A 24395-nucleotide genomic window follows, 5' to 3' on the forward strand; every position below is an offset into this window, starting at 1 on the left:
CTGAATTTTACAAAATTTATTACTCCTGCCTGACAAATTTATTAGAATAGTATGTATATTAGTGAAAATCCGAAGAAAATGCAAGAAAAGTTAATATATTACTTTAGCCAAAGCAACTGTGAAGGCAATGCAGCAATGAGAAATCTACTAGGAGGGAAGGGAGCAAATCTGGCAGAGATGTGTAACATTGGCATTCCTGTTCCACCTGGTTTTACAATTTCCACTGCTGTTTGTCAGGCCTATTGTCAAGATAATGAATTGTCTTGTGATCTACGTAACGAGATAAAAAACTACATGATGATGCTCGAAAATGACATCGGTTGTAAATTTGGGGATTTAAATAATCCCTTATTAGTTTCCATACGCTCTGGTAGTGTTAGTTCAATGCCGGGCATGCTTGATACTATTTTAAATGTTGGTCTAAATGATGAAACCGTTGTTGGGCTTGCAAAAAAAAGTGGCGAACGTTTTACTTACGATAGCTACTGCCGTTTCATCATGATGTACTCCAATGTTGTACTACAGCTTGATCATCACCTATTTCAAGATGTTATTGATAATGAGCAGCAAAAGAGTGGAGCAAAAAGCTTAGCTGATCTTGATGTTGATGTTTTAAAGAGAATTGTTAACGATTTTAAAAAGATAGTATATGAAAAAACCGAGAAACATTTTCCGCAGAACGTTGAAGAGCAATTGTTAAACTCAGTTAATGCAGTATTTGCCTCTTGGAAAAATGATAGGGCTGTTTCCTATAGAAGAATACATAATATTCCTGAAAACCTTGGAACTGCAGTTAATGTACAAGCAATGGTTTTTGGTAATTTAAATGATAATTCTGCAACCGGCGTGATATTTACACGTAATCCTTCAACTGGAGAAAAAAAGCTTTTTGGTGAGTTTTTAGTTAATGCTCAGGGTGAGGATGTGGTTTCTGGTGTTTATACTCCTATGCCAATTGACGGGGAGCAAGAAAGTACCATGGAGAAGTTGCTACCAAGTGTTTACCGAGAATTATGCGCGATATGTGAAAAACTTGAAAGTCATAATAAGGACATGCAGGATATCGAATTTACTGTACAGGACGGTAAGTTATGGATTTTGCAGACTAGGTCTGGCAAGCGCACAGCCGAAGCTGCTATTCGCATAATAGTTGATATGGTAAACGAAGGAGTGATTACAAAAGAGGAAGGAATATTGAGAATTGATCCAAAAACTTTTGACAATTTATTGCATCCAGTTCTTGATGTTAAAATCGATCAAGAAGTAATAGGCAAAGGACTGCCAGCTTCTCCAGGTGTTGCTTCTGGATATGTAGTATTCAGTGCAAGTGATGCTGAAAAAGCTGCAGAGCAGGGCAAAAAAGTAATTTTGGTAAGATCAGAGACGAGCCCTGAAGATATTAATGGAATGAATGCTGCAAGTGGAATAGTAACAGCGCGAGGAGGTATGACCTCGCATGCCGCTGTTGTAACTCGTGGAATGGGTAAACCATGTATTTGTAGTCTAAATGGACTTTATATTGATAAAGATGAAAAATTTCTTTCTATGGGGGATATAAAAGTAAATAAAGGTGAATCAATCACCATCAATGGAGGAACAGGAGAGGTTATGCTTGGTATTCTCCCTACAATTTTGCCTGAATTATCTCAAGAGTTCAAAACGATAATTAACTGGGTAGATAAAGTCAAAACAGTGAAGGTGAGAGCGAACGCTGATACTCCAAAAGATGCAAAAATTGCAAAAGGATTCGGTGCAGAAGGTATAGGCTTATGTCGCACAGAACATATGTTTTTTGCTAGTGATAGGATCGAATTCATTCAAAAATTGATAATAGCTGATGATGAAAATGAAAGGGCAAGTGCATTAAATAAACTCGAAGAAATGCAAAAGTCTGATTTCAAAGAAATGTTTTTTATTATGGAGGGCAAGGAAGTCACTATACGATTACTTGATCCACCTCTACATGAGTTTTTACCTCATGATCAATCCATTATAGAAAAAATCGCCAGATCACTGAATAAGTCAGTTGAATCGGTAAAAAATAAAATAGTACAGTTATCAGAAAAAAATCCAATGCTTGGCCATCGAGGGTGTAGGCTTGCTATTTCTCATCCTGAAATATATAAAATGCAGATTAGGGCAATACTCAGTGCTGCAAGTGAATTAAGGAAAGAAAAGAAGATAGAAGTGAAACCTGAAATCATGATTCCTTTTATCATGAGCGAGAAAGAGTTTGTTCTGATATGCGAGTTAGTAAAGAAAGAAGCTAAAAATTTCGATGTGAATTATTCAATCGGAACAATGATAGAACTGCCAAGAGCAGCACTTATTGCTGACAAACTCGCAAAACACGCAGAATTTTTTAGTTTTGGCACTAATGATTTAACACAAACAACTATGGGACTTTCACGAGATGATTCAGTTAATTTCCTCGATTCTTATAAGGAAAGCAACATCTTCAAAAACGATCCCTTTGAGGTGCTAGATGTCGAAGGGGTAGGGGAATTAATCAGAATAGCTATCGAAAGGGGCAAAAAAACCAGAAAAGAAATTAAACTTGGTATATGTGGAGAGCATGGAGCGAATCCACAGTCCATAGAGTTTTTCATCAAATCAGGGGTTGATTATGTGTCATGCTCGCCCTATAGAGTACCGGTTGCAAAATTAGTGGCAGCACAGCTTAGCATAAGTTTGTTGGGCAGCACAACTGTACGAACATAGATTTCGCTAACAAGTAGCGGAATGATGATTTTTCAAATTGTCGATAAATCTAAGTCAGTTTAGCTATTTTGCTGCTACTTTTTTCTTAATATCTTAAGAAAGACTGATTTTTTGTTTAAAATAATATAAGATAAAATAATAGTGAGTTAGGTAAAAATGTCAGTATCAAAAGAACGTAAGGAATATTTACTAGAAAAGTTTAAATATGCTGCCAAAGAATTTGGCAAATCTGGTACAAAGTCCAATTATCTAGCAGTACCAAAGGAACAGCAACTCTCTATTGATTTAGGTAATAGAAAGGTTTTTGGTATCATAAATAAGATTCTGTATTGGATAGAGAATAATTTTACTTATTTTTTTCCACGATATAATTTGTTTCCAGAAGTTGGAGTTGAAGGAAGAAAAATTCCTGGAACTAATACAAGGGTTAAGTATTTTACTCCAGATGACCAAGCAGAGTATACTAAAATTCCTTATAAAGGAAAATTATACGTGGACTTAATGCCAGAAGTGGAAGGTAATAAGTTAAAAGGCTTTAAAGGCAAACTATATGATACAACTGATAAAATTAGTAAGGGTAAAAAAGGTTGTGTAGCTTATGTTATCACGCTTGATGGAAAATTAGTAACTCATGAACATATTAATGTTAACAAAAGCGAATGGGCTTATCGTCATTCAACTCTTGCAGGTGGTAGGCCAGTTTTATGTTCTGGTTTAATGAAAGTGGTAAATGGTAAAATAACTTATATAGACAATAATAGCGGGCATTATAAACCAGAATCAGCAAACTTATACAATGCAGTGAAAAAGTTAGAAGGTCTATTTTCGAAAGATGCAAAAGTTGTTTGCCTACCATATTGGATTAGCTTGAAAAAACAAATTCCGCTTATACGCAAAATTAATCTAGCCAAACGAGAACCTGTAGAGAAATTCTTGGAAAGGATGGAGAAAAAAGGGAAAGATGGATTGACTCAATATGAAAGACATTTTGAAAAGATAAAGGAATTTAATGAGCAGTATGAACAAAAATTGCTTCTTGCAAACTATAAGTCACCTACAAATGAACTGTCCTACAAACCAACTATACATAAAAAACACAGATTGAAATACTCTGAATATATTAACTTACACCTTAATTTTTTGAAAGAGTTTGATGAAAATCCTGAAGTGCAAAAAATAGCAATAGAACATTCAATAAGAAGGGTTATTGGAGCAAATTATGGCCATAAACCTACAGTTGCGCTTGCTAAGGCACAGGTAATAGATAAAGATGGAAAGCTGCAAGAAACGGACGAAATAGTAGGTATAAATGTTGCTTTTCACCATGAGAATGATCGTGATGGCTTTGCTAAACTTCTAGATTTTAAAAAGTATAGCTATATTTGTCATTTGCAAAATAAAGATAGAGCTGTTATGGAAAAATTAATGCCTAATAAATGGGTAGCTTTTATGAGTACAGACCAGGCTAACAAGTTTGTAAAGGATACTTTACAAATTAAAATTGATAGTGTTGAACAATTGGGTGCCCGTTTAGTGAAGAGCTAAACTCTATTAAATATATGCTAATATATCTACTCATCAGGGTGGCAAAATAGGTAGATGAGAGAAATACAACTAAATGTTGTCATGAAAGTAGCTCCTTTGTTGTCATGCCAGTGCTCAGACACTGGCATCCAGTTAAATTTACGGAGTATAATGGATTCGAGTGTCTGCTACTTGAATGACAAGCAAAGGCTACTCGGATGACAAGAAAGGGAGCACCGAAAATAAATAGGTGTCATCCCAGTGCGTGACACTGGGATCAAGGAATTCTGAGTTTTTGAAAAGATTATGGATTCCAGTGTCACGCACTGGGATGACACCCTTTTAGTTGCTGTACGCACATTGTGGTACAACAGACCAAGATGGAGTTAATAGGGTCTCCTCTTCCTGAAAATACGGAAAGTCAGTAAAAAAAATCAGGCATTAGCACTTCAGCTCTGCAGTTGAGTCAATATGAGAGAGTAAGTCTACAAAAGTAGACTTACTAATTGAACTTTGATCCTTTATTTTACTATAGAACAGCACTGAATCTGCGGGATCATAGAATTTATTTCCAATCTCTCTGAATGTACTACTTATATCAATAGGTGTCGACTCTTCTTGTGAATCAGATTTAAATAAGCCATGAGTATCTTTCAGACGACAGTACCACTTGCAATTATTTCGCTCTGCTGTTACCCACCCTGGGGACTTTTCTTCACATTCTCTATAGCAATCATGAAGTGCCTTCCATTAAAATGGAGGGTTTAGTATAGGGTTTGTCATAATATACTCCTTAATTATAAAACTAATAGCACGTTAGTACTTATATGCTAATATAATGTTAATTCTTATATTGACATAATAACTTTTCGGATAAGGTTTCTTAATTAAAAATTTCATTTTGGCAAACTTACTTATTGTAGGAAAATTTGCTTACGTAAAACTGTTTATAGAGTGACAATAGATGTATTATACTTATACTTCTGATATTTGAAAATTTATGCAGTTATTTCTAACAAGATTGGTCAATAAATTTTACTGTTTAAGGATGAGAAACAAAGTAATCATCGTTTTCAGTATTGCTCTTATTCTACTGTTTTTTATCAACAATACATTTTTAAAAAAAGATCAGGCGGTTCATAGTGATAATCCAATTAGTAGTTTTTCAGTAAAAACTCAGGATTATACTCCACAAAATCGCACTGTATATTTAAATTTTTCTGGTACAGTAAATCCCTTGCATAGGGCAAGCCTTGTCTCAAGAACAAGTGGTCAAGTTATTGCTATTTATTTGTCTGATGGTGAAAAAGTAAAAAGAGGCGATGTAATTTTAAAGATAGAAGATTATGACAGAGTTGCACAAGTTGAGAAAGCCAAAGCTTTATTAAATCAGCGTGAAATTGAGTATGATTCCTCTCGAAAATTGAATAAAAAAGGCTATGGAGCACAGATAAGAGTGGAATCAGCTTTTACTGCATTGCAGAGTGCAAAAGCTGACCTAAAAAGGCTAGAATTGGATTTAGAAAACACTGCGATTAAATCTCCTATTGATGGTTATATAGATAAGATCAACGTAAATGAAGGGGATTTTGTTAATCTTGGACATAAGATAAATGACATAGTTAATTTTAATCAGGTTCTTGTGGTGTTATATGTTTCAGAAAATGAAGTAAATAAAATAAAGCTAGGTAGCACAGCGCAAATTAATTTGCTAGACGGAAGGGAATTAGTAGGTGAAGTGAGTTTTATTAGTAAAATTGCTGAGCCTAAAACTGGATCTTATAGAGTGGAGGTAAAGGTAACTGATAATGAGATTATATCTTTGCAAGGACTGACTGCTAGTGTAAGCCTCCCTTCAGGTGAAAGATTTGCATATAAAATTCCTTCTTCGGCCTTAAGCTTAAATGACGATGGTATTCTTGGAATAAAGATTGTTGATGATAATAATTATGTAGTATTTACAGCAATAGAAATTGTTGATTATGAAGACGATGGAGTTTGGGTAGTCGCAAATAATGAAAGTAAGCCTATAAAGCTAATAACATTGGGTCATCTATTTGTGAAGCCTGGTGATAAGGTATAACTCGAATGTAACATGACACCAAATGAGCTACTCGCATTTTTGAGGTATAAATCACAATATTTGTACAGTTGTGTGTGTGCTACTAAAAGGGTGTCATTCAAGTAGCTGACACTGAAATCCAGAAAAGAAGGCAGTGTCTGGACACTGACACTATGTTTTTATTTTGCCACTCTGCTGTGTAAACTTACTCGGCAATAACCTTTTTTTCTTTTAACAAATTTTGTAATTCACCGTTTTCATACATCTCACGGATTATGTCACAGCCACCAATAAACTCTCCCTTTATATATATTTGTGGAATTGTTGGCCAATCAGAAAAACTTTTTATGGACTGACGTATTTCATCATTCTCAAGTACGTTGATGCATTTAAACTTTACATTCAATTTTTTGAGAATTGACACGACGAGCCCAGAGAATCCGCATTGAGGAAAGTCAGAGGTGCCTTTCATATACAGCACTACATCATTTTCTGCTATGTCTTTTTTTATTTGTTCAAAGTTGTTCATAAATATCACCTTAATTTTAAGTGCTAGTTTCTAGTTGCAATGCATGTATAGACTGATCTTTGAGAGCTTTATATACCATTCTATGTTGTTCTATTTTTGTCTTTCCAGAAAAACACTTGGAAGTTATTTTTAGATGGTAATGATCATCATCTCCAGCAAGGTCCTTAATCTTTATATCAGCATCAGGAAATGATTGTTTGATAATTTTCTCTAACTCGTGAATTGTAATAGTCATCAGTTTATTTTAATTATAAGTCTAAAATACGCAATTAATTATTGTGAAGACAATAGATTCAGCGTGCTTAGAGCACTAGCAAGACGAGATTTTAATTGGCTTTCATACTTATTCCAGTTCTCTATTTCCTTTCTTGCCACACCTGAAGTAACTGCAGCTTTTGCAACAGCAGGAGATACTATAGAAATTAATCTTGGATCAAATGGAGTAGGTATTATATATTCACGTCCATAGCTCATTTTACGACCGTCATAGGCTGCAGATATCTCATTTGGCACTGATTCGCGGGCAAGCTTTGCTATTGCATCTGCAGCAGCAATTTTCATTTCATCATTTATTGTCGTTGCATGTACGTCGAGTGCTCCTCTGAATATGTAAGGAAATCCCATTACGTTATTGACTTGGTTGTTATAGTCTGACCTACCAGTTGCAATTATTGCATCTGGCCTTACAGATTTTGCAAATTCAGGCCTTACTTCTGGATCAGGGTTAGCAAGAGCAAAAATGATCGGGTCTTTACCCATGCTTTTTAACATCTCTTCGCTAAGCACATCCTTTGCGGATAGTCCGATGAATATATCAGCGCCTTTTATGGCATCAAGTAGAGAACGTTCTTTAGTGTCAATTGCATATTTTTCCTTCCACTCATTCATATCCTCTTTTCTGTCTTTGTGTATTACTCCTTGTTTGTCACATAGTACTATGTTCTTAGCACCCATAGACTTCAGTATTTCCAAACACGCAATACCAGCTGCTCCAGCACCATTCATGATGATCTTGACATTCTCTAATTTCTTTCCAGCAATATCGAGGGCATTTTCTATACCAGCTGCAACAACTACTGCAGTTCCATGTTGATCATCATGAAAAACCGGAATATCCATCAATTCATTTAGACGTTTTTCTATTATGAAACAATCAGGAGATTTTATATCTTCTAAATTTATTCCCCCCCAACTTGGACCAAGATACCTTACTGCATTGATGAAATCTTCTATGTTTTCTGTGTCAACTTCTATATCAATTGCATCAATGTCAGCAAAACGCTTAAATAAAACAGCTTTGCCTTCCATGACGGGTTTTGAAGCAAGAGGACCGATATTGCCAAGTCCCAGCACTGCGGTGCCATTTGAAATGACAGCCACATAATTGCTTTTTGCCGTGTAATCATAAACAGCTTTAGGATTTTTAGCTATTGCAAGGCATGGGGCTGCAACACCAGGGGAATAAGCAAGTGATAGGTCATGCTGTGTGGATAAGGGTTTTGTTGGTATAACCGATACCTTACCAGGTTTACCACTTTTATTATGGTACTTAAGTGCTTCTTGTTTTGTGGTGTTATCTAAATCATTATTCATGCTTTGAGCTTATTGTTAGTAATTTTTTAAGTATATGGGGTTTTTATGAATGTTCAACTATTAGCTTGTGAATTCTGCTGTACTTCTGTATAAGTTTATCTACCAATAGTGTGACTTACATGCTTAAGAAAAACGTGCCTAATTTGCTAACAATTTCTCGTGCGCTCGCGATACCGGCAATAATATCAAGCTTTTATATAGAAAGTAAATATGCAAGTCTAATAACAATATTGATCTTTATGTTTGCGTGCATTACAGATTTTTTTGATGGTTATTTAGCACGTGCATGGAAAGTCCAATCGAATTTTGGCAAGTTATTTGATCCAATTGCCGACAAGTTAGTAGTAGCTTCAACAATAATCATGCTAGTTTATAAGCACAAGATAGATGATATTACAATTATACCGTCAGTTATAATTGTTTGTAGGGAGATATTAGTTTCAGGTATGCGGGAGTTTTTGATAGCTACAAACGTTAGCCTACCTGTGAGTAAGGCTGGAAAAATTAAAACATTTTTGCAGATGATTGCTGTGGTAGCGCTAATAATGAGTGATTATGAGAAAATTCGATATGCAGGTGTGATTTGCTTATGGGCTGCAGCTGTTATGACTATGTGGTCAGGCTATAATTACGTTCTAGCTAGCATCAAACAGATTGACTAAATTGCTTAAGAGTATACAAAGAAAGTTAATAATTTCACAATATTGACTGATTAGTTAAAATCCTGTATAATGTATTAGTTTATAAATTAGTCAAGTTTGTATGACTGGTATTATTATAGATAGCTTTAATACTGAGTCTTCCTTTAAGAGATCAAGTTCTGAGAAAGATATTAAAATAGAGGATTTTTTTCGAGATTTCTGGTCAACAGTTGATGAAGAAGAAAAAAAGAGAAAAAAACTTGAGCAAGAATTATTAATACTTGAAGAAGGAAAAAAAAAGCAGAAGCTGGAACAGGAGTTATTAACGTTAAAAAAAAGAGAGCTAAATAGAAAATGTGTATCATTGGCAACAATGGTTCCATTTGCATTGCTGATGGCAATTGAGCTCGAAAAAACATGTAGCGATCAGGTATTACTTGGCCTTATAAGCGGTGCATTAGGCCATATTATATTACCTTTCACAGTCTTATCTCTTATTTGCACGCTATATTTAATTTATAATAATAGAAAAATAGCAGAAAAAGAACGAGAGTTGGAGAATATTGAAGATGGAGAAAAAGAAAAGAGAGATATTCCTTATACAGTTGATGATTACTGTAACTATGCTGATGCTGCTTTAGTTACATTAGTTATTGTGGCTAGCATAGTAAGCGAAGCATTGGCACAAGGAATAATAGAAGACGTAGCTTTTTCAATTTCTAGTATATTCTACTTTGTAGCGAGTGCTACTTTTTGCTATTGTGAGTACAAGAAAAATAAAAATTCTGAAGTAGAAAAAGATCAAGGCTTTGATGAGAAATCTGAAAAAAAGACAAGCAATATGTCTACAGCTAAGTTAATGCTTGCTGGTTCTTCTTTATTACTAGTCAGGAGGATAATGTTGATTTCTGAAGTAGCATTATCTGCTGTTGGACCTGCTTTAGGTCTAGTAGGTATTGCTCTTTTGATGGTCGGAAGTGGATTGATCATACATTCTTATATTAGAAAGCTAGAGAACGTAGAAGTGAGTGGAAAAGGTGTTTCAACAGGTGCTGGTATAGGTAATATACGGGAAGGGCAGGTTTTTGCTCGATGATAATGCCAAAAATTTGTTTATTTAGGTAATATTTAGTCTATACTTTATTTTGATCAAAAAAAATCTTATGTATAAGACTTTAATCATATGCTTTTTTCTTCTAATTTGCCACTTTACGCAGTTATATGCGAATGACCTTGAACACACTGAAACTGAACTATATGAGGAGGCAGTTAAGCTTTATGATCAGAAAAAATATAAGCAAGCTATTAGAGCATTTCAAAAGATAGAGGATTTGTATCCTTTATCTTATTGGGCAATGAAAGCCAAATTATTGTCTGGATTTTCTCACTATAATATGGGTAAATACAGCGGTGCTGCAAGTGATATGGATGATTATATATACGTTTATCCAAATGGTGAAGATTTGCCATATGTATATTACTTAAGAGTATTATCTTATTACATGCAAATTAACAAAGTGCAGCTTGGGCAACAAATTGCATATAAAACTTTAGAGCTAGCTACTGAATATATTAATCTTTTTCCGAATAGCGAATATATAGAAGAGATCAAAGAAAAAGAAAAATTAATCACAGAACATATATCAAAAAAAGAGTATTCTATTGGTGAATTTTACCTAAAGCGTGGTGAATATTTAGCAGCAATTAAGCGTTTTCAAAATATGATAAGCGATAAAGATTCTAAATATTCTTCTAGAGTTATTAGTTATTTAATAACAGCTCACTTAGCTCTTGGCCTTGACTTAGAAGCTGAGCAGTATGAAAATATGTTAGTAGAAGGGGTTAATTAGTTTTCTTATGGCTGGTCATTCACAGTTTTCAAATATAAAACATCGAAAAGTTGCTCAGGATGCAAAGCGCTCGCAAAAATTTACGAAGCTCATTAGGGAAATAACAGTTGCTGCAAAACAAGGGCTGCCTGATCCCGAACTCAATCCACGTCTTCGCTCTGCTATCTTTGCTGCGCGAAAGGAAAATCTACCAAAAGATAAAATAGAAACAGCAATAAAAAATGCAGCTGGTAACGTTGCTGGAGAAAGTTATGAAGAAATACAATATGAAGGCTGCGGACCTTCTGGTGCTGCACTTATTGTCCATGCTCTGACAAATAATCGCAACCGAACTGCTTCTGAGATACGTTATATCTTTTCTCGCAAAGGCGGTAATTTGGGAGAAACAGGATGTGTGAGTTACCTTTTCGATCATGTAGGCTTAATTGTCTATAAAGCAGAGGGTATAAATTTTGAAGATTTATTTAACTATGGAATTGAATTAGAAGTATTGAATGTTGAGGAAAATAACAAAGAAGAATTATATGTTATAACTTGTGAAGTAAAAGACTTTGGTAAAGTACGTGACGCTTTCTATACAAAATTTGGAGAACCAGAACTTGCTCGTCTTTCATGGCAACCAAAGGACCTGATTGAAGTTAGCGACAAAGAATTAATTGATAAATTATCTATATTAGTTGAAGAGCTAGAAGATAATGATGATGTGCAGTATGTTGAAGGTAATTTTATTTTTGCTGATAAACTATGAGGCTGGTAATACTTCCACTGCTTTGTATTTTACCAGCATATGCAACTGAAACATTTGTGCAGAAAGACTATTGTCATTCCAGTGCCCAGACACTGGAATCTAGCAAAATTGATTATAAACAGTACGCTATACAACATTTTCGATTAAAAAGCTGGATTCCAGTGTCAAGCACTGGAATGACACTAACCCACTCTCCAGTGTTATTCCAAGACGGGATCAGGAAAAAAAAAGCTGCTTTGGTGACAGAAAGTGATAGAAAGCTATCATTCATATCCAGTGACATAAAATCCTCTTTTTTTGATGCAGGAGGTTTGGCGCCAAATACGGTGATGAAATTAATCAACGTATATAAAGATTTTGGTATAGGTTTTAAAAAAGACATTGTGCCAAAAGGTAAGTTGGAGGTTCTTTTTGAGAAATCACTCGGTAATCAGAAAGCTGAAGAAAAAATTTTATATACTTCACTGACAACAAACAATAAAGCCATTAGCTTATATCATTATAAATCGCAAGACGGCAAAGAAAGGTATTTTAATAAAGAGGGTGTAAGCTTAAAGAGTTTCGTAAGTCCTTTGAATGGAGATTATCGTATATCTTCGAAATTTGGTAATAGAAAGCATCCTGTTCGCGGTAAAATTGCTTTTCACAAAGGAGTAGATTATGCAGCTAAGCTTGGCAGTCCCATATATGCTGCTGCAGAGGGTGTGGTAGAATATATAGGAAAGAATGGTGGCTATGGAAATTACATCAAAATAAAACACAAAAATGAATATTCAACTTGTTACGCACATATAAGCAAATTTAGTAGCGATATAAAGTTAGGCTCTAAAGTAAAGCAGGGGCAGATCATTGCTTATGTCGGCAGCACTGGTGTTGCAACAGGACCTCATTTACATTATGAAGTTATATATAATGGTAAACATATTGATCCGCTTACGATAGCTCATGGCAATGAGATAAAGTTGCCTGATCGTGAATTAAGAGAGTTTAAATTATTTGTAAGTAAGGTAGATGAAATAATCAGCAGAGAGGGTGCAAGTGAAAAAGCAATCTGATAAAGACAGCACAGATAAAAATACGATAAGTGATAGAAATCTAAGTAAAATTCGGGCTTTTCCTGTACTAATAGCGCTAGGGTTAATTTTATTGGTACTTTTTGTGTATGACAGCACAATTGCACTTGGAGTTGCTGCTGTTTCAATTTTGACTTTTCTTCAGGCACTTTTCGTTAATGACCCTAATGAAGCAAGAGTGATAGAGTTTTTTGGTCATTATATTGGAACTTATTTTAAGTCTGGAATATGTGTAACGCTTCCGTTTTCGAGTAAATATAGAGTGTCTCTGAAATTTCAGAATATTAACACAGAAAAAATTAAAGTTAATGATGCTAATGGAAGTCCGATAGAGATTTCAGTAGTAATTGTTTGGAGAGTTAGCAGTCCTGCAAAGGCATATTATAATGTTAATAATTATCATGAATTCGTTTTTGTGCAAAGTGACTCGGTAATTAGAGAACTGGCAAGTAATTATCCGTATGATAGCGAAAACGATGAGGAATCTTTGCGTAAAAATTCTGATAAAATTTCAAATGAATTGAGATCAATGCTACAACAAAGATTGAATATTGCTGGAATTGAAATTGCAGAAGCGAGAATATCGCATTTGGCCTATTCATCTGAGATTGCACAAGCAATGCTGAGGCGTCAACAAGCGCATGCCATCACCTCTGCAAGAAGGCATATAGTGCAAAATGCAATAGGAATTATCGAAGAAGTAATAGCCCATTTTGAAAAAAATAAAAGCTTACAATTGGATGGAAAACAAAAGGTTCAATTGATAAACAATTTGCTAGTTGCTCTGATCTCTGAGCAGGATGCACAGCCGACTATTAGTTTGGATAATAATTAGCATAGAAGCCGATTGGGTTTCATGAATGCAAGTCACTGTTAATTTCTTGATTAATAGACTAAATGATGTTATAAATTACACGCATTAGGGGTGCTCTAAAAAAGCTGAGAGTACATAAAGTACAACCCTTTGAACCTGATCTTGTTAAAACAAACGTAGGAAAATGTATGTATATAAATATTGAAGAATGCTTTGGCTTCATCGCGTTCATTACATCTCTCATTGGGTTATTGCCTCAAGTATATAGAGCATATATCACAAAACTTACTCGTGACGTATCGATGCTAATGTTAGTGAATTATCTTATTTGTTCATCATCTTAGCTTATTTACGGTATTTGTCAGGGTTTAACTTTTGTGATACTCAGTAATATTGCTGGATTAGTGATCAGTATAATATCAATTGTTCAAAAATGTTACTACGATGCAAAAACTGCACGAAGCGTTTTATAACCATATGCTACATTGTAGCGTGGAGCAAGAATATCGTTCTATTGTAGTACTAAATGGAGAAATACCTGATTCATCGTTTTTTAAACAAGATATACCTGTTATTGCTGTAGATGGAGGAGCAAATAAGCTTCTATCAATTGGCGTAAAACCTGATCTTGTAATAGGAGATTTGGATAGTATAAATCCGAATTTACGTGCTAATTTAAATACAGTATATCTACCTGATCAAGATTATTGCGACTTTTCTAAAGCAATGGCTCACTTGAAAACAGTAAAGTTATTGCCATCAATAGTAACGGGTATTACTGGAGGAGCAATTGATCATATACTACAAAATATTAACTTTTTTTTAAGTACAGATAGTATCTTTTATATGCCTTCGCCTCCCACGGTGGGGTACGCCTTACAAAAAGGTATTAGCTATTTTTCCTCTTTGCTAAAAAATACTAAAATATCCTTACTTGGTATACCGAAAGCTCAAATATCAACTAAAGGATTACAATGGGAACTGTACCTTAGTAACCTTGCTTTTCCAGGAAAGAATTCTTGCTTTAATCGAAGTTTAGGCAATGAGTTATCTATAGAAATACACAGCGGCGTGTGTTTAGCAATGATATATTTAGAAGCAGTAAATGATGATGGTGTGTATTGAGTTAAAACATTAAGAAAAAAAAGTAGAAAAACCGTGTTAACACTAATTCTAAAAACTACAGGCGCCTGTTATTAGCTAAAGTAAAGGTCAAATATCTGGAATTCTGGACATAAAATCCTCCTGTATAAAAAAGATTCAGAATGTACACACAACAGATGTGGCTGAATTTTTATTGAAAAATTGGTTAAAAGGTTTGCAGACCAAGATAGATTTTGAGCTCTCTAAATATCTCTACCATCATTATAATGGCATCTTGAGTATGCGGAAGCAATTTTTTCATTAAAATAAAAAATTTTATTCTACAGCGAATAAAAAGGAGTTTGCTAATTTTCATACTGATCGGATTTCACTACTCAAACCTAGAAACTTTAATGTCAAGGTATCTGTTCAGGGGAATGTGCAAGTCATTGCTCCCTTTCTTGTTCATTCCAGTCACAGCTGTACGAACATTGTGGTTTGTGGGCAATTCGCGTAGCAGACGGTGTCATTCCAGTGCTTGACACTGGAATCCAGATTGGGCCTAAGTTGGTAAACACTTTACAACGTTTTGGATGGAACTCTGTGAAAGGACTGGATGCCAGTGTCAAGCACTGGAATGACACCATTTGCTGTGCAATTTACCTGCAAAAATGAATGTTCGTACAGCTGTGTGCTTGACGCTGAAATCCATTATACTCCGTAAATTTAACTGGGTGCCAGTGTCAGCTACTTTCATGACATCAACTGATTTTTTTTTGCATTCCAGTTATGCAAGAAATCTATTATATAATATTATTATCACCCTCTTGATAGTTTGTTAGCTCCTCTCCTCCTGAGTTACTTGGTGCAATTATTTGATCAGATTCAGTTGATGGTTCATCAGATCCAAACAACCATGAAAAAAATCCACCCAAAAATGATCTTATTAAAGAAAAAGGTTTAATCAGTATACCAAACAAACTACTAAAAAAAGAGCTTGGCTGTTCTTCATTTGTTGATGATTCACTTCGTGGACTAACACCATTTTGTGTAAGTGTTATGTCAATAGAATGTCCATTATCAGCAGCTTCAATTTTTACATCACTTTCTTCTTCTGCACTGATCTCCTGTTGTTCTTCCTTTGGGTCTTGCTCTTGTGTAACTGGTTGGACATTACCTTCTTGTCCAGCATCTTCCTCTTGATCTCCTTCACTATCTGTCGATACTGAACTGTCATCAGTTTTTTCTGCGGCTTTTTTTAATAGAGCTTTTATTTCTTCTGTTTTAGCTAAATCAAAAGGAGTTTTTTCATCCTTGTCTTTTACATTGATAGCGATTCCGTCTACTGCTAATAGAATTTTTACTATGTCTATATGACCATTTTTAGCAGCATAATGTAAAGGGGTCTTTTCACTTTCATCTATTGCATTAACATCTGCCCCCTTATCTAGATCATCTTCTAGCTGCTGAGAAAAACTGTCCCCAAGCTTAGCAAATAAGTGTAAGGGAGTCGCTTTATATAATTCTAGTTTAATTTCATTAACACCATTGGGTTTGTTAAAATATATTACAGAACTAAATCTTGTTTTATTATTTATATCGGTACCAATCTTTATGAAGTCTAAATCATTTTTAACAAAATCTTTTCCTGATGATTGGTAATGGTCAATGACTTGCTTTTTTATTGACTTATGAGATCTTTTAATATTTTCTATAATTTTATTTACTTCTTCTTGTGAAAAGCTGAAAGCTAAAGGTTCATAATCTTTATAATCATCAGAAATTGTCGCTTTGAAAAGGGTATAAACTTTATTGATTTGTCTTGAAGATATTTCTTTTTGTGAAAAGTTGAAAGCTGGAGGATACACACTGTAATTAAAACCTTCATATTTAAACTCAAGTGGCCCAGTTCCAATAAATTTTAGATTATGATCCTTTGTTAGTTGTGATAAAAAATTTTTCCATTTACTTTCATCAAACTCGTTGTAACGAGGCCATGAGTAAATTAATACTTTATCTCCAACATCTCCAAATTGTACATGAATACTGTTTGGTTGTTTAAATATATCATTATATTCTTTTCCAAAATCATAGGTGTTAAGAACCTCAACTGACATATTATGAACATCATTGCTGATATATTTTAAGAAGATTTCCCTAACTTTGTGAGTCTTTTCAGCTAATCGAACTTTCTCACCCTGATTTAGGGAGCTGTTAAAATGTGTATAATCAATAAAATTGCCACTCATCTGAACTTTTCTATAGAAATTGTATTATCATGGTACAGTTGCTAATAATCAATGAACTCTGCAGATAAAGTTCTCTGGATGCCAGCACCACATACCGAAATTACACCTTCATAAGGTTATATAAGAAATCTATTGTAATCAGCCTTCTCTGTGTTTTTCAGTATATTTAAGTAAACTATATATAAGAATTGCAATTATAGAACATGCAACTGTTAACAGTAAATTTGGTAAAATACTATAGTGAAAAAATTTTCCTACTATATATATTCCAATAGCTCCAAACATCATATTGCAGAATGAGAGGACTGCACTACCAAGCCCTATACCCTTGATTGTTTCTAAAGCAGAAGTTACGTTATTGCTGATTACGAGTGCAAGCCCGATATTGCTCGGAATCCAAAGAACTTGAAGAATAAGTACACTTAACTTGTTTGCGAGATAAAAATATACCAATAAACCATCCGATATCATCGGTAATACCAAACCTATTATTAACATCTTGCTCACTCCTATTTTTGGTACGTACCTTCTATTAATTAAAGTTCCAATTATGTAAAATATAACTATGATTGATATGAGATAGCCAAAATATTGTACTTCAACGCCCATTGATTCAAATATGAACGGGTAGTTAGCAATGTATGCCCAAAGCCACATGAAAGTTAATCCATGAATGTTTGAAAATCCAAGGAAACGATAATTCTTAAATATTAATATATACTGCTTGAAGATATTAATACTGGCTTTACTTTTATTTACGGTCAGCGTTTCTTGTAGCTTCAAGTAAATAAAAATGAGCATAATAATTGCGGCAAGTGATATGATAAAAAACAAAAACTTCCAACTATAACCATGTGAAATTATATAACTGCCTACCACTGGAGCTATTCCAGGTGAAAGTGCTACTATCATATTTAACTTTGAGATTACTCTTGAGTATTCACTACCTGAGTACATATCCCTGATTGCTGCATATCCGACAACGCCTGCAACACCAGCTCCAGCTCCTTGTATAAACCGGATTAATATTAAAAGTATAATATTATCAGCTATACAACATACAATACTTGCCAAAGTAAAAATTGTCATACCAATCAGCATTATTAGGCGCCTGCCATAATAGTCTGACAATGGGCCATAAATTAATCCAGATATTGCAACTCCTACTAAATTTAAACTGATCGTAAGCTGCGCTATATTACCTTTCACCTTAAAATAGTTGGCAATACTTGGCAATGCAACTGAGTATAAGTCTGTTGCCATATCAACAACTGCTACAGATAATATAATAATAAGAGAGATGATATTTTGTGAAAAAGCTGTCGACACTAATGATTTACTGGATTAAATATGTTTAATTGTAGTATATTTTTCTCATTAGTATATTAATTTAACTGCTAATCTCTGTATAAAATATGGATAAATCACAATTAGTTAAAGAGGTTTTCGATTCTGTAGCAAATCGCTACGACATTATGAATGATATAATGAGCCTTGGAATGCACAGGCTATGGAAAGAGAAGATGGTAAGTAGTGTGCATTTTAAAAAGAACTCCAAGGTTTTGGATATTGCTGGAGGAACCGGAGATATAGCTATAAGAATAGCAAGAGGTGAACCAAGTACTCAAGTTACAGTATGTGATATAAATCAAAACATGCTGGACAAAGGGCGTGATAAAGCAATAAATTCAAATCAGCTAAATTTCAATTGGGTATGTGCAAATGCAGAGAGTTTACCATTTGAAGATTCTGAATTTGATTATTATACAGTAGCTTTTGGTATTCGAAACTTTTCTGACCGTAAAAAGGCTTTAAGTGAAGCATATAGGGTATTGAAGCCAGATGGGAAATTTATTTGCTTGGAGTTTGCCCCTATGCATTATCAAAATGAGATATTCACCAAATTTTATGACTTATACTCATTTAAAGTAATTCCTAAAATTGGTAGCATGGTTGCTAAAGATAAGGGTTCTTACGAATACCTAGTAAGAAGCATAAGAGAATTTCCAACTCAAACTAATTTTAAAATGGAAATTGAAGAGGTAGGCTTTAAGAATGTTGAGTTCTATAATATGAGCTATGGAATAGTGGCGTTACACATTGGAATAAAATGAATATTAAACTCTGGTATGCTCATCCTTCCAACAGTTCTTTTGCTATCTTCCTGTAATTGCGCAGCGTTTTTCCTTCAGTAGAAATCAAGCTAAAGTTTCTTGAACGTATTGCTCTAACGAAGTACACTGTAAACTAATATTGTAACTTTTTCCTGAAGCTAAATACTTAACTTTAAAATAAAATGCGATCTAACATTAAGCAGCTATTTTACTATATAAAACCTAGTCTACATTATTTTAGCATAGCTTTTATTGCAGTTCTATTTTCAGCTTTAACGATTCTTCTTTTTGGTAGGGGCTTAAGCAACATAATTGATTCTGGCGCAGAGCATAACTTTACTACCAAGCTCGTAGTTTCAATACTGATAGTTTTAGGCATTTCTTTCACTGCATTTATTCGGTTATATTTCATTGGCATTGGCAGCGAGAAAGTTATCGCAAGAATCAGATACGACTTATATAGCAGTATCACTGACTTGCAACCGAGTTTCTTTGAGAACACAGGCGTACAAGATGTTATCTCAGCATTAATTACTGATACCTCTGCATTGCAATCGATAATAAACAGCAGCTTACTGACAATATTGAGAAATTTTGTTGTACTGACTGGTAGTGTTGCAATGCTATTATACACAAATCTGCACCTCACTGCATATGCAGCTGCAATAATACCCATACTTCTCATTATCATGACTTCACTTGGAAAAAAAGTTCGCAATTATGCACGCTTCGCTCAGGATAAATTAAGTGAGCTTGCATCATTTAGTGAGGAAAATTTTAGATCTATAATAACTATCAAATCGTTTGTACTCGAAGAAAATGAAAAAATTCGTTTTCAGAAACATCTAAACTCAGTATCAAAATCATACGTAAAATTAGTACTCTTACGTGCTATTTTAGTAACTCTAGTTATCACGTGTGTGATAGGTTCGCTAGTTATTTTGCTTTTTTTTGGAATAAAAGAAGTCTTAAGTAATAATATGACCATTGGAGAACTCTCCTCATTTGTGTTTTATTCAGCGCTTGCTTCAGGGGCTGTAAACAATCTAAGCGATAACATCAGTGATTTGCAACGAGGTCTTGGAATTGTAGAGCGTTTATTTGAATTTATGAACATGAAAAGCTCTATATTAGATAGTGATAATCCTATAAGGATCAATAGTGTTCAAAAAAGAATTTCGTTTAATGATGTAACATTTTTTTATGCTGATAAGCCAGCATTAAATAATGTATCATTTTCTATAGAGGTAGGCCAATCAGTATCAATTGTTGGACCATCTGGAAGTGGCAAGAGCACCATTTTAAAGCTTTTGCTCCGTTTTCACGATCCAAGTGAAGGCAGTATTACTATTGATGGGCATGACATCAAATCAATTGCGCTAAATGACCTCAGATCGTTGTTTGGCTTAGTGCCACAAGACCATATGATATTCTCTTGTTCAATAATGGAAAATATACTATATGGTAAACCAGATGCTGAATATGAAGAGGTGAAGCAAGCAGCTATCAGCGCTTATGCGATGGAATTTATTGATAAGCTGCCGGATAAATTTGATACATTTGTAGGAAAAAGAGGACTGAAACTTTCTGAAGGACAAAAACAACGCATCATAATAGCAAGAGCCATACTCAAAAACCCTCAGGTTTTAATACTGGATGAAGCAACCTCTGCTCTTGATTATAAAAGTGAAAACCTAGTGCAAAAAGCACTTAGCAAGTTGATGCAAAACAGAACAACAATTGTAATTACGCACAGGCTATCAACCGCACTCAAAACTGACAAGATTATAGTGATTAATTGCGGGAAAGTAGAAGAAGTGGGAACTCATGATTCTCTAATGAGTAAAGATGGGCTGTATGCAAAATTGGTGAGGATATAGTAAAAACTGAAGGAAAATTTGAGTCATACTTGTTGGTTGTTATGCTAGATTGATAATGAAAGTTATTAAATCTTTAATTATTTTAACTTATAATAATATCATAGTATTTTTTTAAGGATTATTATGGTTTATAATTATAGTCATTTCCCAAAATCACCTTGTACGGCTTTCAATTTGCCAACACAGGTTGTGCCAACACAAGTTTTACCAGCACCAATTTCGCACTGTGCACAAGCTTCTGCACCTGCATACGCACCTTGTGCTACTAATTTGTGTCACAATCATTTTAACTCATATCATAACTATTATGATACATGTTATAATCCTTGTGATACGTTTGATTTTTTCTGCTAAGAGATTAGATTTAAATCACTAACAAACGTACGTTCTTTCACTCTTGATATACGTACTTCCAATAGCACATGGAAAACCATGTGCTTCACATTTTGCTTTAAAATACAATAAATTTGACTACTGACAGCTTTTTCTTGAAATCTTAGCAGCATTTTGCTGTGGCAAAGCTTTTCAATGCGAATATCTTCTATATTAAAATCGTATTTTGAAATGTACTGTAAGTTTGTATATGCTAGTTTTAACCTTAGAATTATTAAATCATTAACTTTTTTATCCTATAATAATCTAATAGTTATTTTTTAAAGGATTCTTATGAATTATAATTTTTCCTCATCTCCACGCGTTGGTTCATGCATTCCTACGCGCACAGCTTGCACAACTAACCCACGGTACCATCATAATTTTGATCCACATTGTCATAACCACTTTAACCCACATTGCCATAACCACTTTGATCCGTATCGTGATGGACTCGAATTAAATATACAGCTTCCTGATATAAAAATACCTCCTTGTCCTGATGTAAAATGTCCTGAGGTAAAAATACCTCCTTGTCCTGATGTAAAATGTCCTGAGGTAAAAATACCTCCTTGTCCTGATGTAAAATGTCCTGAGGTAGAAATACCTCCTTGTCCAGAACCTAAAAAACCAATTGACTTTTCAAGGCTTTCAATAGTAGTTGATGCAGTTTCTGGAGAGATTAAAGATGCCATTACTAAGAAATCTAGTGGTTTAATGTTTGCAAAATGTAAAGAAATTATTGATAAAAGTGACAACAATCTTGAAATTGGTCCAGACAATCGTATCAAAGGACAATGTGATAATAATCCTGAATGCAAAGCTTGTGTGGATGCGATAAATGCTTCTATAATAGATACGCGCACAGAATCAGCATTTTCTCCTGAACAAATGTCAGTACCAGAAGGTATTGTTTATATTATATGAAAGTAATGAAGGTGTATACATTGTTAGTATACATTTCTATTTTATGTTAACTTTTTAGTAACCTTTATTTATTAATGGAGCAATTTTATGTTACAGAACACTTTCCCTTATTCAAATAAATTGAAAATTAATTTATATACAAGGCTAGATGATGGTAAAGACCCTAAGTACGAGATTAATGACAAGACTAAGAATGAACTGAAGGAAAAGATTAAAAATGAACTAGAGAAAGATCTTAAGTTTGAGATTGGCGATAAGACTAAGAATGAACTGAAGGAAAAGATTAAAAATGAACTAGAGAAAGATCTTAAGTTTGAGATTGATGACAAGACTAAGAATGAACTGAAGGAAAAGATTAAAAATGAACTAGAGAAAGATCTTAAGTTTAAGATTGGCGATAAGACTAAGAATGAACTGAAGGAAAAGATTAAAAATGAACTAGAGAAAGATCTTAAGTTTGAGATTGATGACAAGACTAAGAATGAACTGAAGGAAAAGATTAAAAATGAACTAGAGAAAGATCTTAAGTTTAAGATTGGCGATAAGACTAAGAATGAACTGAAGGAAAAGATTAAAAATGAACTAGAGAAAGATCTTAAGTTTGAGATTGGCGATAAGACTAAGAATGAACTGAAGGAAAAGATTAAAAATGAACTAGAGAAAGATCTTAAGTTTGAGATTGATGACAAGACTAAGAATGAACTGAAGGAAAAGATTAAAAATGAACTAGAGAAAGATCTTAAGTTTAAGATTGGCGATAAGACTAAGAATGAACTGAAGGAAAAGATTAAAAATGAACTAGAGAAAGATCTTAAGTTTGAGATTGATGACAAGACTAAGAATGAGATAAAGGATAAAATAAAAAAAGAAATAGAGGATGAGATAGATTGTAAGCGTGATAAAAATGGCCGCGATAAAGGCGACAAAGATAAAGACGGCTTTAATAAGGATAGCGATGATAAAGATGGCAAGAAAGAAAAGGATAGCGATGATAAAGATGGCAAGAAAGAAAAGGATAGTGATGATAAAGATGGCAAGAAAGAAAAGGATAGTGATGATAAAGATGGAGATGATAAAGTCATAGAAGGTAAACTTGTCAATCTGGGTCATATTGATAAAGAAATGTGCGGGGAGAATGCTGAAAAATATTCAGCAGAAAAGCACGTGGGTAAGCCTGCTTGGTTTACAAGAGACCTTTTGAAACAATTTTTGCCTGATTTAATGAAAAACGATAAGATCATGAGTCATTTTGATAGCAAAAGTGAGGATCAATATCATGCACAAAATTTTGGTATAACTTTTAGGTGTCAAGAGGATGAAGAATGTGGAAAAAATATAAACTTTACGTTTGCCGCACCTAGTAACATGTGGTGTAATAAAGGAGGTGCAAAAGGAACTGCTGGTTTACAATGTCTAGAGGAGATTCGAAGCATCAACACAAGTGCTTGTTGTCCAACTGCTGTACCTTACAGCAGTCCTATTAATAGTGAAAACTTTTTTCTGAATGAAAAGTGTCCTAATTTGATTTTAGATCTTCCGTTAGCAAAATTAAGGGAGTGTGAAGGTAAAACTATAGTTGCAAAGCTAGAGGCTCCAATGGTTATCGTCACTAAGGACGGTTCTATAATAGATAAAGCTGGCTACAAAATTGCTCAACATAAGTATGCTATACTAAAGGATCGTCTAAATTATAAAGGTGAGATAAAAGATTCAACCGGTAAGTCTCCGCAGCAATTAGAAGAAGTTAAAGAGTCTGTAGAGAGGGGTCTGTGGAGTTCTGATAAGGAAGTAAAGCTGAAAATACCTGCTCTCCCAAGTTATTCTCCTGGTGGCAATGATAATCAAGATGAGACTTTCTTTTACTATGATAACGAAGCGGAATGTAAAGAGGAGGTTCTGCAAGCAAAAGCAGAAGCTGAGAAGTTAAAAATACAAGTCCAAGAGGATGGCCATGATGAATATGGCTTTAATGAAAAAGGCTGTGATAGAAGGGATGAGGAAGAAGTACTATCAAAAAATGCTTTTGCTTATAATAGTACTCAAGAAGCAAACCTCAACTATTATGACAATGAGGATAATTCTGTTTCCGTTGATACTAATTTTATATAAGACTGAATGTTTTCTGGGCTTTTCAGCTCAGAAAACACTTTTGTAGAAAAATAGAATGAGTAACCTTACTCAGCGTGACGGTAAAATTCTAATCAAATTACATATA

General features: G+C 34.2%; 20 protein-coding genes and 1 riboswitch. Of the genes, 15 read left to right on the top strand and 5 right to left on the bottom strand.

Translation table 11 applies throughout. From position 1 onward, the window contains the following. Positions 1 to 51 precede the first annotated feature (51 nt). The 3 genes from ppdK (at position 52) to OM967_RS07190 (ending at position 6328) form a co-directional block, all read left to right on the top strand. Positions 52 to 2721, top strand: a complete 2670-nt coding sequence (gene ppdK / locus OM967_RS07180) for a pyruvate, phosphate dikinase (RefSeq protein ID WP_264337843.1) — start codon at positions 52 to 54, stop codon at positions 2719 to 2721. A gap of 156 nt (positions 2722 to 2877) precedes the next feature. Then, positions 2878 to 4266, top strand: coding sequence for a hypothetical protein (locus OM967_RS07185; RefSeq protein WP_211907889.1), 1389 nt, complete (start codon positions 2878 to 2880; stop codon positions 4264 to 4266). 1027 nt (positions 4267 to 5293) lie between these two features. Then, on the top strand, positions 5294 to 6328 hold the full coding sequence (locus OM967_RS07190; protein ID WP_264337844.1) for an efflux RND transporter periplasmic adaptor subunit: 1035 nt from the start codon (positions 5294 to 5296) through the stop codon (positions 6326 to 6328). A 184-nt stretch (positions 6329 to 6512) separates the two neighbouring features. Here the strand turns inward: OM967_RS07190 and grxD are convergent, their stop codons facing one another. The 3 genes from grxD to OM967_RS07205 are packed head-to-tail and all read right to left on the bottom strand — an operon-like array spanning position 6513 to position 8429. Next, positions 6513 to 6836: a Grx4 family monothiol glutaredoxin gene (gene grxD, locus OM967_RS07195; RefSeq protein WP_211907893.1), complete on the bottom strand. Its 324-nt coding sequence runs from the start codon at positions 6834 to 6836 to the stop codon at positions 6513 to 6515. A gap of 16 nt (positions 6837 to 6852) precedes the next feature. Beyond that, positions 6853 to 7071, bottom strand: a complete 219-nt coding sequence (locus tag OM967_RS07200) for a BolA/IbaG family iron-sulfur metabolism protein (RefSeq protein WP_211907895.1) — start codon at positions 7069 to 7071, stop codon at positions 6853 to 6855. 38 nt (positions 7072 to 7109) lie between these two features. Continuing rightward, positions 7110 to 8429 carry a malic enzyme-like NAD(P)-binding protein gene (locus OM967_RS07205; RefSeq protein ID WP_264337845.1) on the bottom strand — a complete coding sequence of 440 codons (1320 nt, stop codon included), beginning with the start codon at positions 8427 to 8429 and terminating at the stop codon, positions 7110 to 7112. 119 nt (positions 8430 to 8548) lie between these two features. Here OM967_RS07205 and pgsA point away from each other — a divergent pair, with 119 nt between their 5' ends. The 8 genes from pgsA (at position 8549) to OM967_RS07245 (ending at position 14680) form a co-directional block, all read left to right on the top strand. Further along, on the top strand, positions 8549 to 9091 hold the full coding sequence (pgsA, locus tag OM967_RS07210; protein ID WP_250120317.1) for a CDP-diacylglycerol--glycerol-3-phosphate 3-phosphatidyltransferase: 543 nt from the start codon (positions 8549 to 8551) through the stop codon (positions 9089 to 9091). Between the two features lie 100 nt (positions 9092 to 9191). Continuing rightward, the gene (locus OM967_RS07215) at positions 9192 to 10166 is read left to right on the top strand and encodes a hypothetical protein (protein ID WP_250120318.1); all 975 of its coding nucleotides are present in this window, start codon (positions 9192 to 9194) and stop codon (positions 10164 to 10166) included. Positions 10167 to 10233: 67 nt separating this feature from the next. Beyond that, the gene (gene bamD, locus OM967_RS07220) at positions 10234 to 10920 is read left to right on the top strand and encodes an outer membrane protein assembly factor BamD (protein WP_211907903.1); all 687 of its coding nucleotides are present in this window, start codon (positions 10234 to 10236) and stop codon (positions 10918 to 10920) included. A gap of 7 nt (positions 10921 to 10927) precedes the next feature. Beyond that, entirely contained in the window at positions 10928 to 11668 is a 741-nt protein-coding gene (locus OM967_RS07225; protein WP_264337846.1) for a YebC/PmpR family DNA-binding transcriptional regulator, read from the top strand. After that, entirely contained in the window at positions 11665 to 12723 is a 1059-nt protein-coding gene (locus tag OM967_RS07230; protein WP_211907907.1) for a M23 family metallopeptidase, read from the top strand. Before OM967_RS07225 ends, OM967_RS07230 begins: the two co-directional genes overlap by 4 nt. After that, positions 12707 to 13576, top strand: coding sequence for an SPFH domain-containing protein (locus OM967_RS07235; RefSeq protein WP_211907908.1), 870 nt, complete (start codon positions 12707 to 12709; stop codon positions 13574 to 13576). The genes OM967_RS07230 and OM967_RS07235 overlap by 17 nt, the downstream gene beginning before the upstream one ends. A 76-nt stretch (positions 13577 to 13652) precedes the next feature. Continuing rightward, positions 13653 to 13755, top strand: a riboswitch (TPP riboswitch). Then, positions 13744 to 13899 carry a PQ-loop domain-containing transporter gene (locus OM967_RS07240; protein WP_264337847.1) on the top strand — a complete coding sequence of 52 codons (156 nt, stop codon included), beginning with the start codon at positions 13744 to 13746 and terminating at the stop codon, positions 13897 to 13899. It overlaps the preceding riboswitch by 12 nt. Positions 13900 to 13999: 100 nt before the next feature. Continuing rightward, positions 14000 to 14680, top strand: a complete 681-nt coding sequence (locus OM967_RS07245; RefSeq protein ID WP_211907909.1) for a thiamine diphosphokinase — start codon at positions 14000 to 14002, stop codon at positions 14678 to 14680. 761 nt (positions 14681 to 15441) lie between these two features. Here OM967_RS07245 and OM967_RS07250 read toward each other — a convergent pair. Both OM967_RS07250 and OM967_RS07255 read right to left on the bottom strand, forming a co-directional pair. Beyond that, entirely contained in the window at positions 15442 to 16887 is a 1446-nt protein-coding gene (locus tag OM967_RS07250) for an ankyrin repeat domain-containing protein (protein ID WP_211907910.1), read from the bottom strand. Between the two features lie 138 nt (positions 16888 to 17025). Further along, a complete protein-coding gene (locus OM967_RS07255; RefSeq protein WP_444875948.1) occupies positions 17026 to 18150 on the bottom strand; it encodes a Bcr/CflA family efflux MFS transporter in 1125 nt (374 codons plus the stop codon). A 152-nt stretch (positions 18151 to 18302) separates the two neighbouring features. Between OM967_RS07255 and ubiE the strand changes: the two genes are divergently transcribed. From ubiE to OM967_RS07275, 4 genes are all read left to right on the top strand, one after another. Further along, positions 18303 to 19001: a bifunctional demethylmenaquinone methyltransferase/2-methoxy-6-polyprenyl-1,4-benzoquinol methylase UbiE gene (gene ubiE / locus OM967_RS07260; RefSeq protein WP_211907911.1), complete on the top strand. Its 699-nt coding sequence runs from the start codon at positions 18303 to 18305 to the stop codon at positions 18999 to 19001. Positions 19002 to 19183: 182 nt separating this feature from the next. Then, positions 19184 to 20881, top strand: coding sequence for an ABC transporter ATP-binding protein (locus OM967_RS07265; RefSeq protein ID WP_264337849.1), 1698 nt, complete (start codon positions 19184 to 19186; stop codon positions 20879 to 20881). A gap of 666 nt (positions 20882 to 21547) precedes the next feature. After that, positions 21548 to 22180, top strand: coding sequence for a hypothetical protein (locus OM967_RS07270; RefSeq protein WP_264337850.1), 633 nt, complete (start codon positions 21548 to 21550; stop codon positions 22178 to 22180). Positions 22181 to 22267: 87 nt separating this feature from the next. After that, entirely contained in the window at positions 22268 to 24289 is a 2022-nt protein-coding gene (locus OM967_RS07275; protein ID WP_264337851.1) for a hypothetical protein, read from the top strand. Positions 24290 to 24395 lie beyond the last annotated feature (106 nt).

Source organism: Wolbachia endosymbiont (group B) of Dolichovespula media, assembly GCF_947179505.1.
In the GTDB taxonomy this organism is placed as follows: Bacteria; Pseudomonadota; Alphaproteobacteria; order Rickettsiales; family Anaplasmataceae; genus Wolbachia.

Excerpts from the sequence above, each read along its gene's own strand:
- ppdK (WP_264337843.1), top strand. The coding sequence starts at position 52 with ATGTATATTAGTGAAAATCCGAAGAAAATGCAAGAAAAGTTAATATAT.
- OM967_RS07185 (WP_211907889.1), top strand. The coding sequence starts at position 2,878 with ATGTCAGTATCAAAAGAACGTAAGGAATATTTACTAGAAAAGTTTAAA.
- OM967_RS07190 (WP_264337844.1), top strand. The coding sequence starts at position 5,294 with ATGAGAAACAAAGTAATCATCGTTTTCAGTATTGCTCTTATTCTACTG.
- grxD (WP_211907893.1), bottom strand. The coding sequence starts at position 6,836 with ATGAACAACTTTGAACAAATAAAAAAAGACATAGCAGAAAATGATGTA.
- OM967_RS07200 (WP_211907895.1), bottom strand. The coding sequence starts at position 7,071 with ATGACTATTACAATTCACGAGTTAGAGAAAATTATCAAACAATCATTT.
- OM967_RS07205 (WP_264337845.1), bottom strand. The coding sequence starts at position 8,429 with ATGAATAATGATTTAGATAACACCACAAAACAAGAAGCACTTAAGTAC.
- pgsA (WP_250120317.1), top strand. The coding sequence starts at position 8,549 with ATGCTTAAGAAAAACGTGCCTAATTTGCTAACAATTTCTCGTGCGCTC.
- OM967_RS07215 (WP_250120318.1), top strand. The coding sequence starts at position 9,192 with ATGACTGGTATTATTATAGATAGCTTTAATACTGAGTCTTCCTTTAAG.
- bamD (WP_211907903.1), top strand. The coding sequence starts at position 10,234 with ATGTATAAGACTTTAATCATATGCTTTTTTCTTCTAATTTGCCACTTT.
- OM967_RS07225 (WP_264337846.1), top strand. The coding sequence starts at position 10,928 with ATGGCTGGTCATTCACAGTTTTCAAATATAAAACATCGAAAAGTTGCT.
- OM967_RS07230 (WP_211907907.1), top strand. The coding sequence starts at position 11,665 with ATGAGGCTGGTAATACTTCCACTGCTTTGTATTTTACCAGCATATGCA.
- OM967_RS07240 (WP_264337847.1), top strand. The coding sequence starts at position 13,744 with ATGTATATAAATATTGAAGAATGCTTTGGCTTCATCGCGTTCATTACA.
- OM967_RS07245 (WP_211907909.1), top strand. The coding sequence starts at position 14,000 with ATGCAAAAACTGCACGAAGCGTTTTATAACCATATGCTACATTGTAGC.
- OM967_RS07250 (WP_211907910.1), bottom strand. The coding sequence starts at position 16,887 with ATGAGTGGCAATTTTATTGATTATACACATTTTAACAGCTCCCTAAAT.
- OM967_RS07255 (WP_444875948.1), bottom strand. The coding sequence starts at position 18,150 with ATGGCAACAGACTTATACTCAGTTGCATTGCCAAGTATTGCCAACTAT.
- ubiE (WP_211907911.1), top strand. The coding sequence starts at position 18,303 with ATGGATAAATCACAATTAGTTAAAGAGGTTTTCGATTCTGTAGCAAAT.
- OM967_RS07265 (WP_264337849.1), top strand. The coding sequence starts at position 19,184 with ATGCGATCTAACATTAAGCAGCTATTTTACTATATAAAACCTAGTCTA.
- OM967_RS07270 (WP_264337850.1), top strand. The coding sequence starts at position 21,548 with ATGAATTATAATTTTTCCTCATCTCCACGCGTTGGTTCATGCATTCCT.
- OM967_RS07275 (WP_264337851.1), top strand. The coding sequence starts at position 22,268 with ATGTTACAGAACACTTTCCCTTATTCAAATAAATTGAAAATTAATTTA.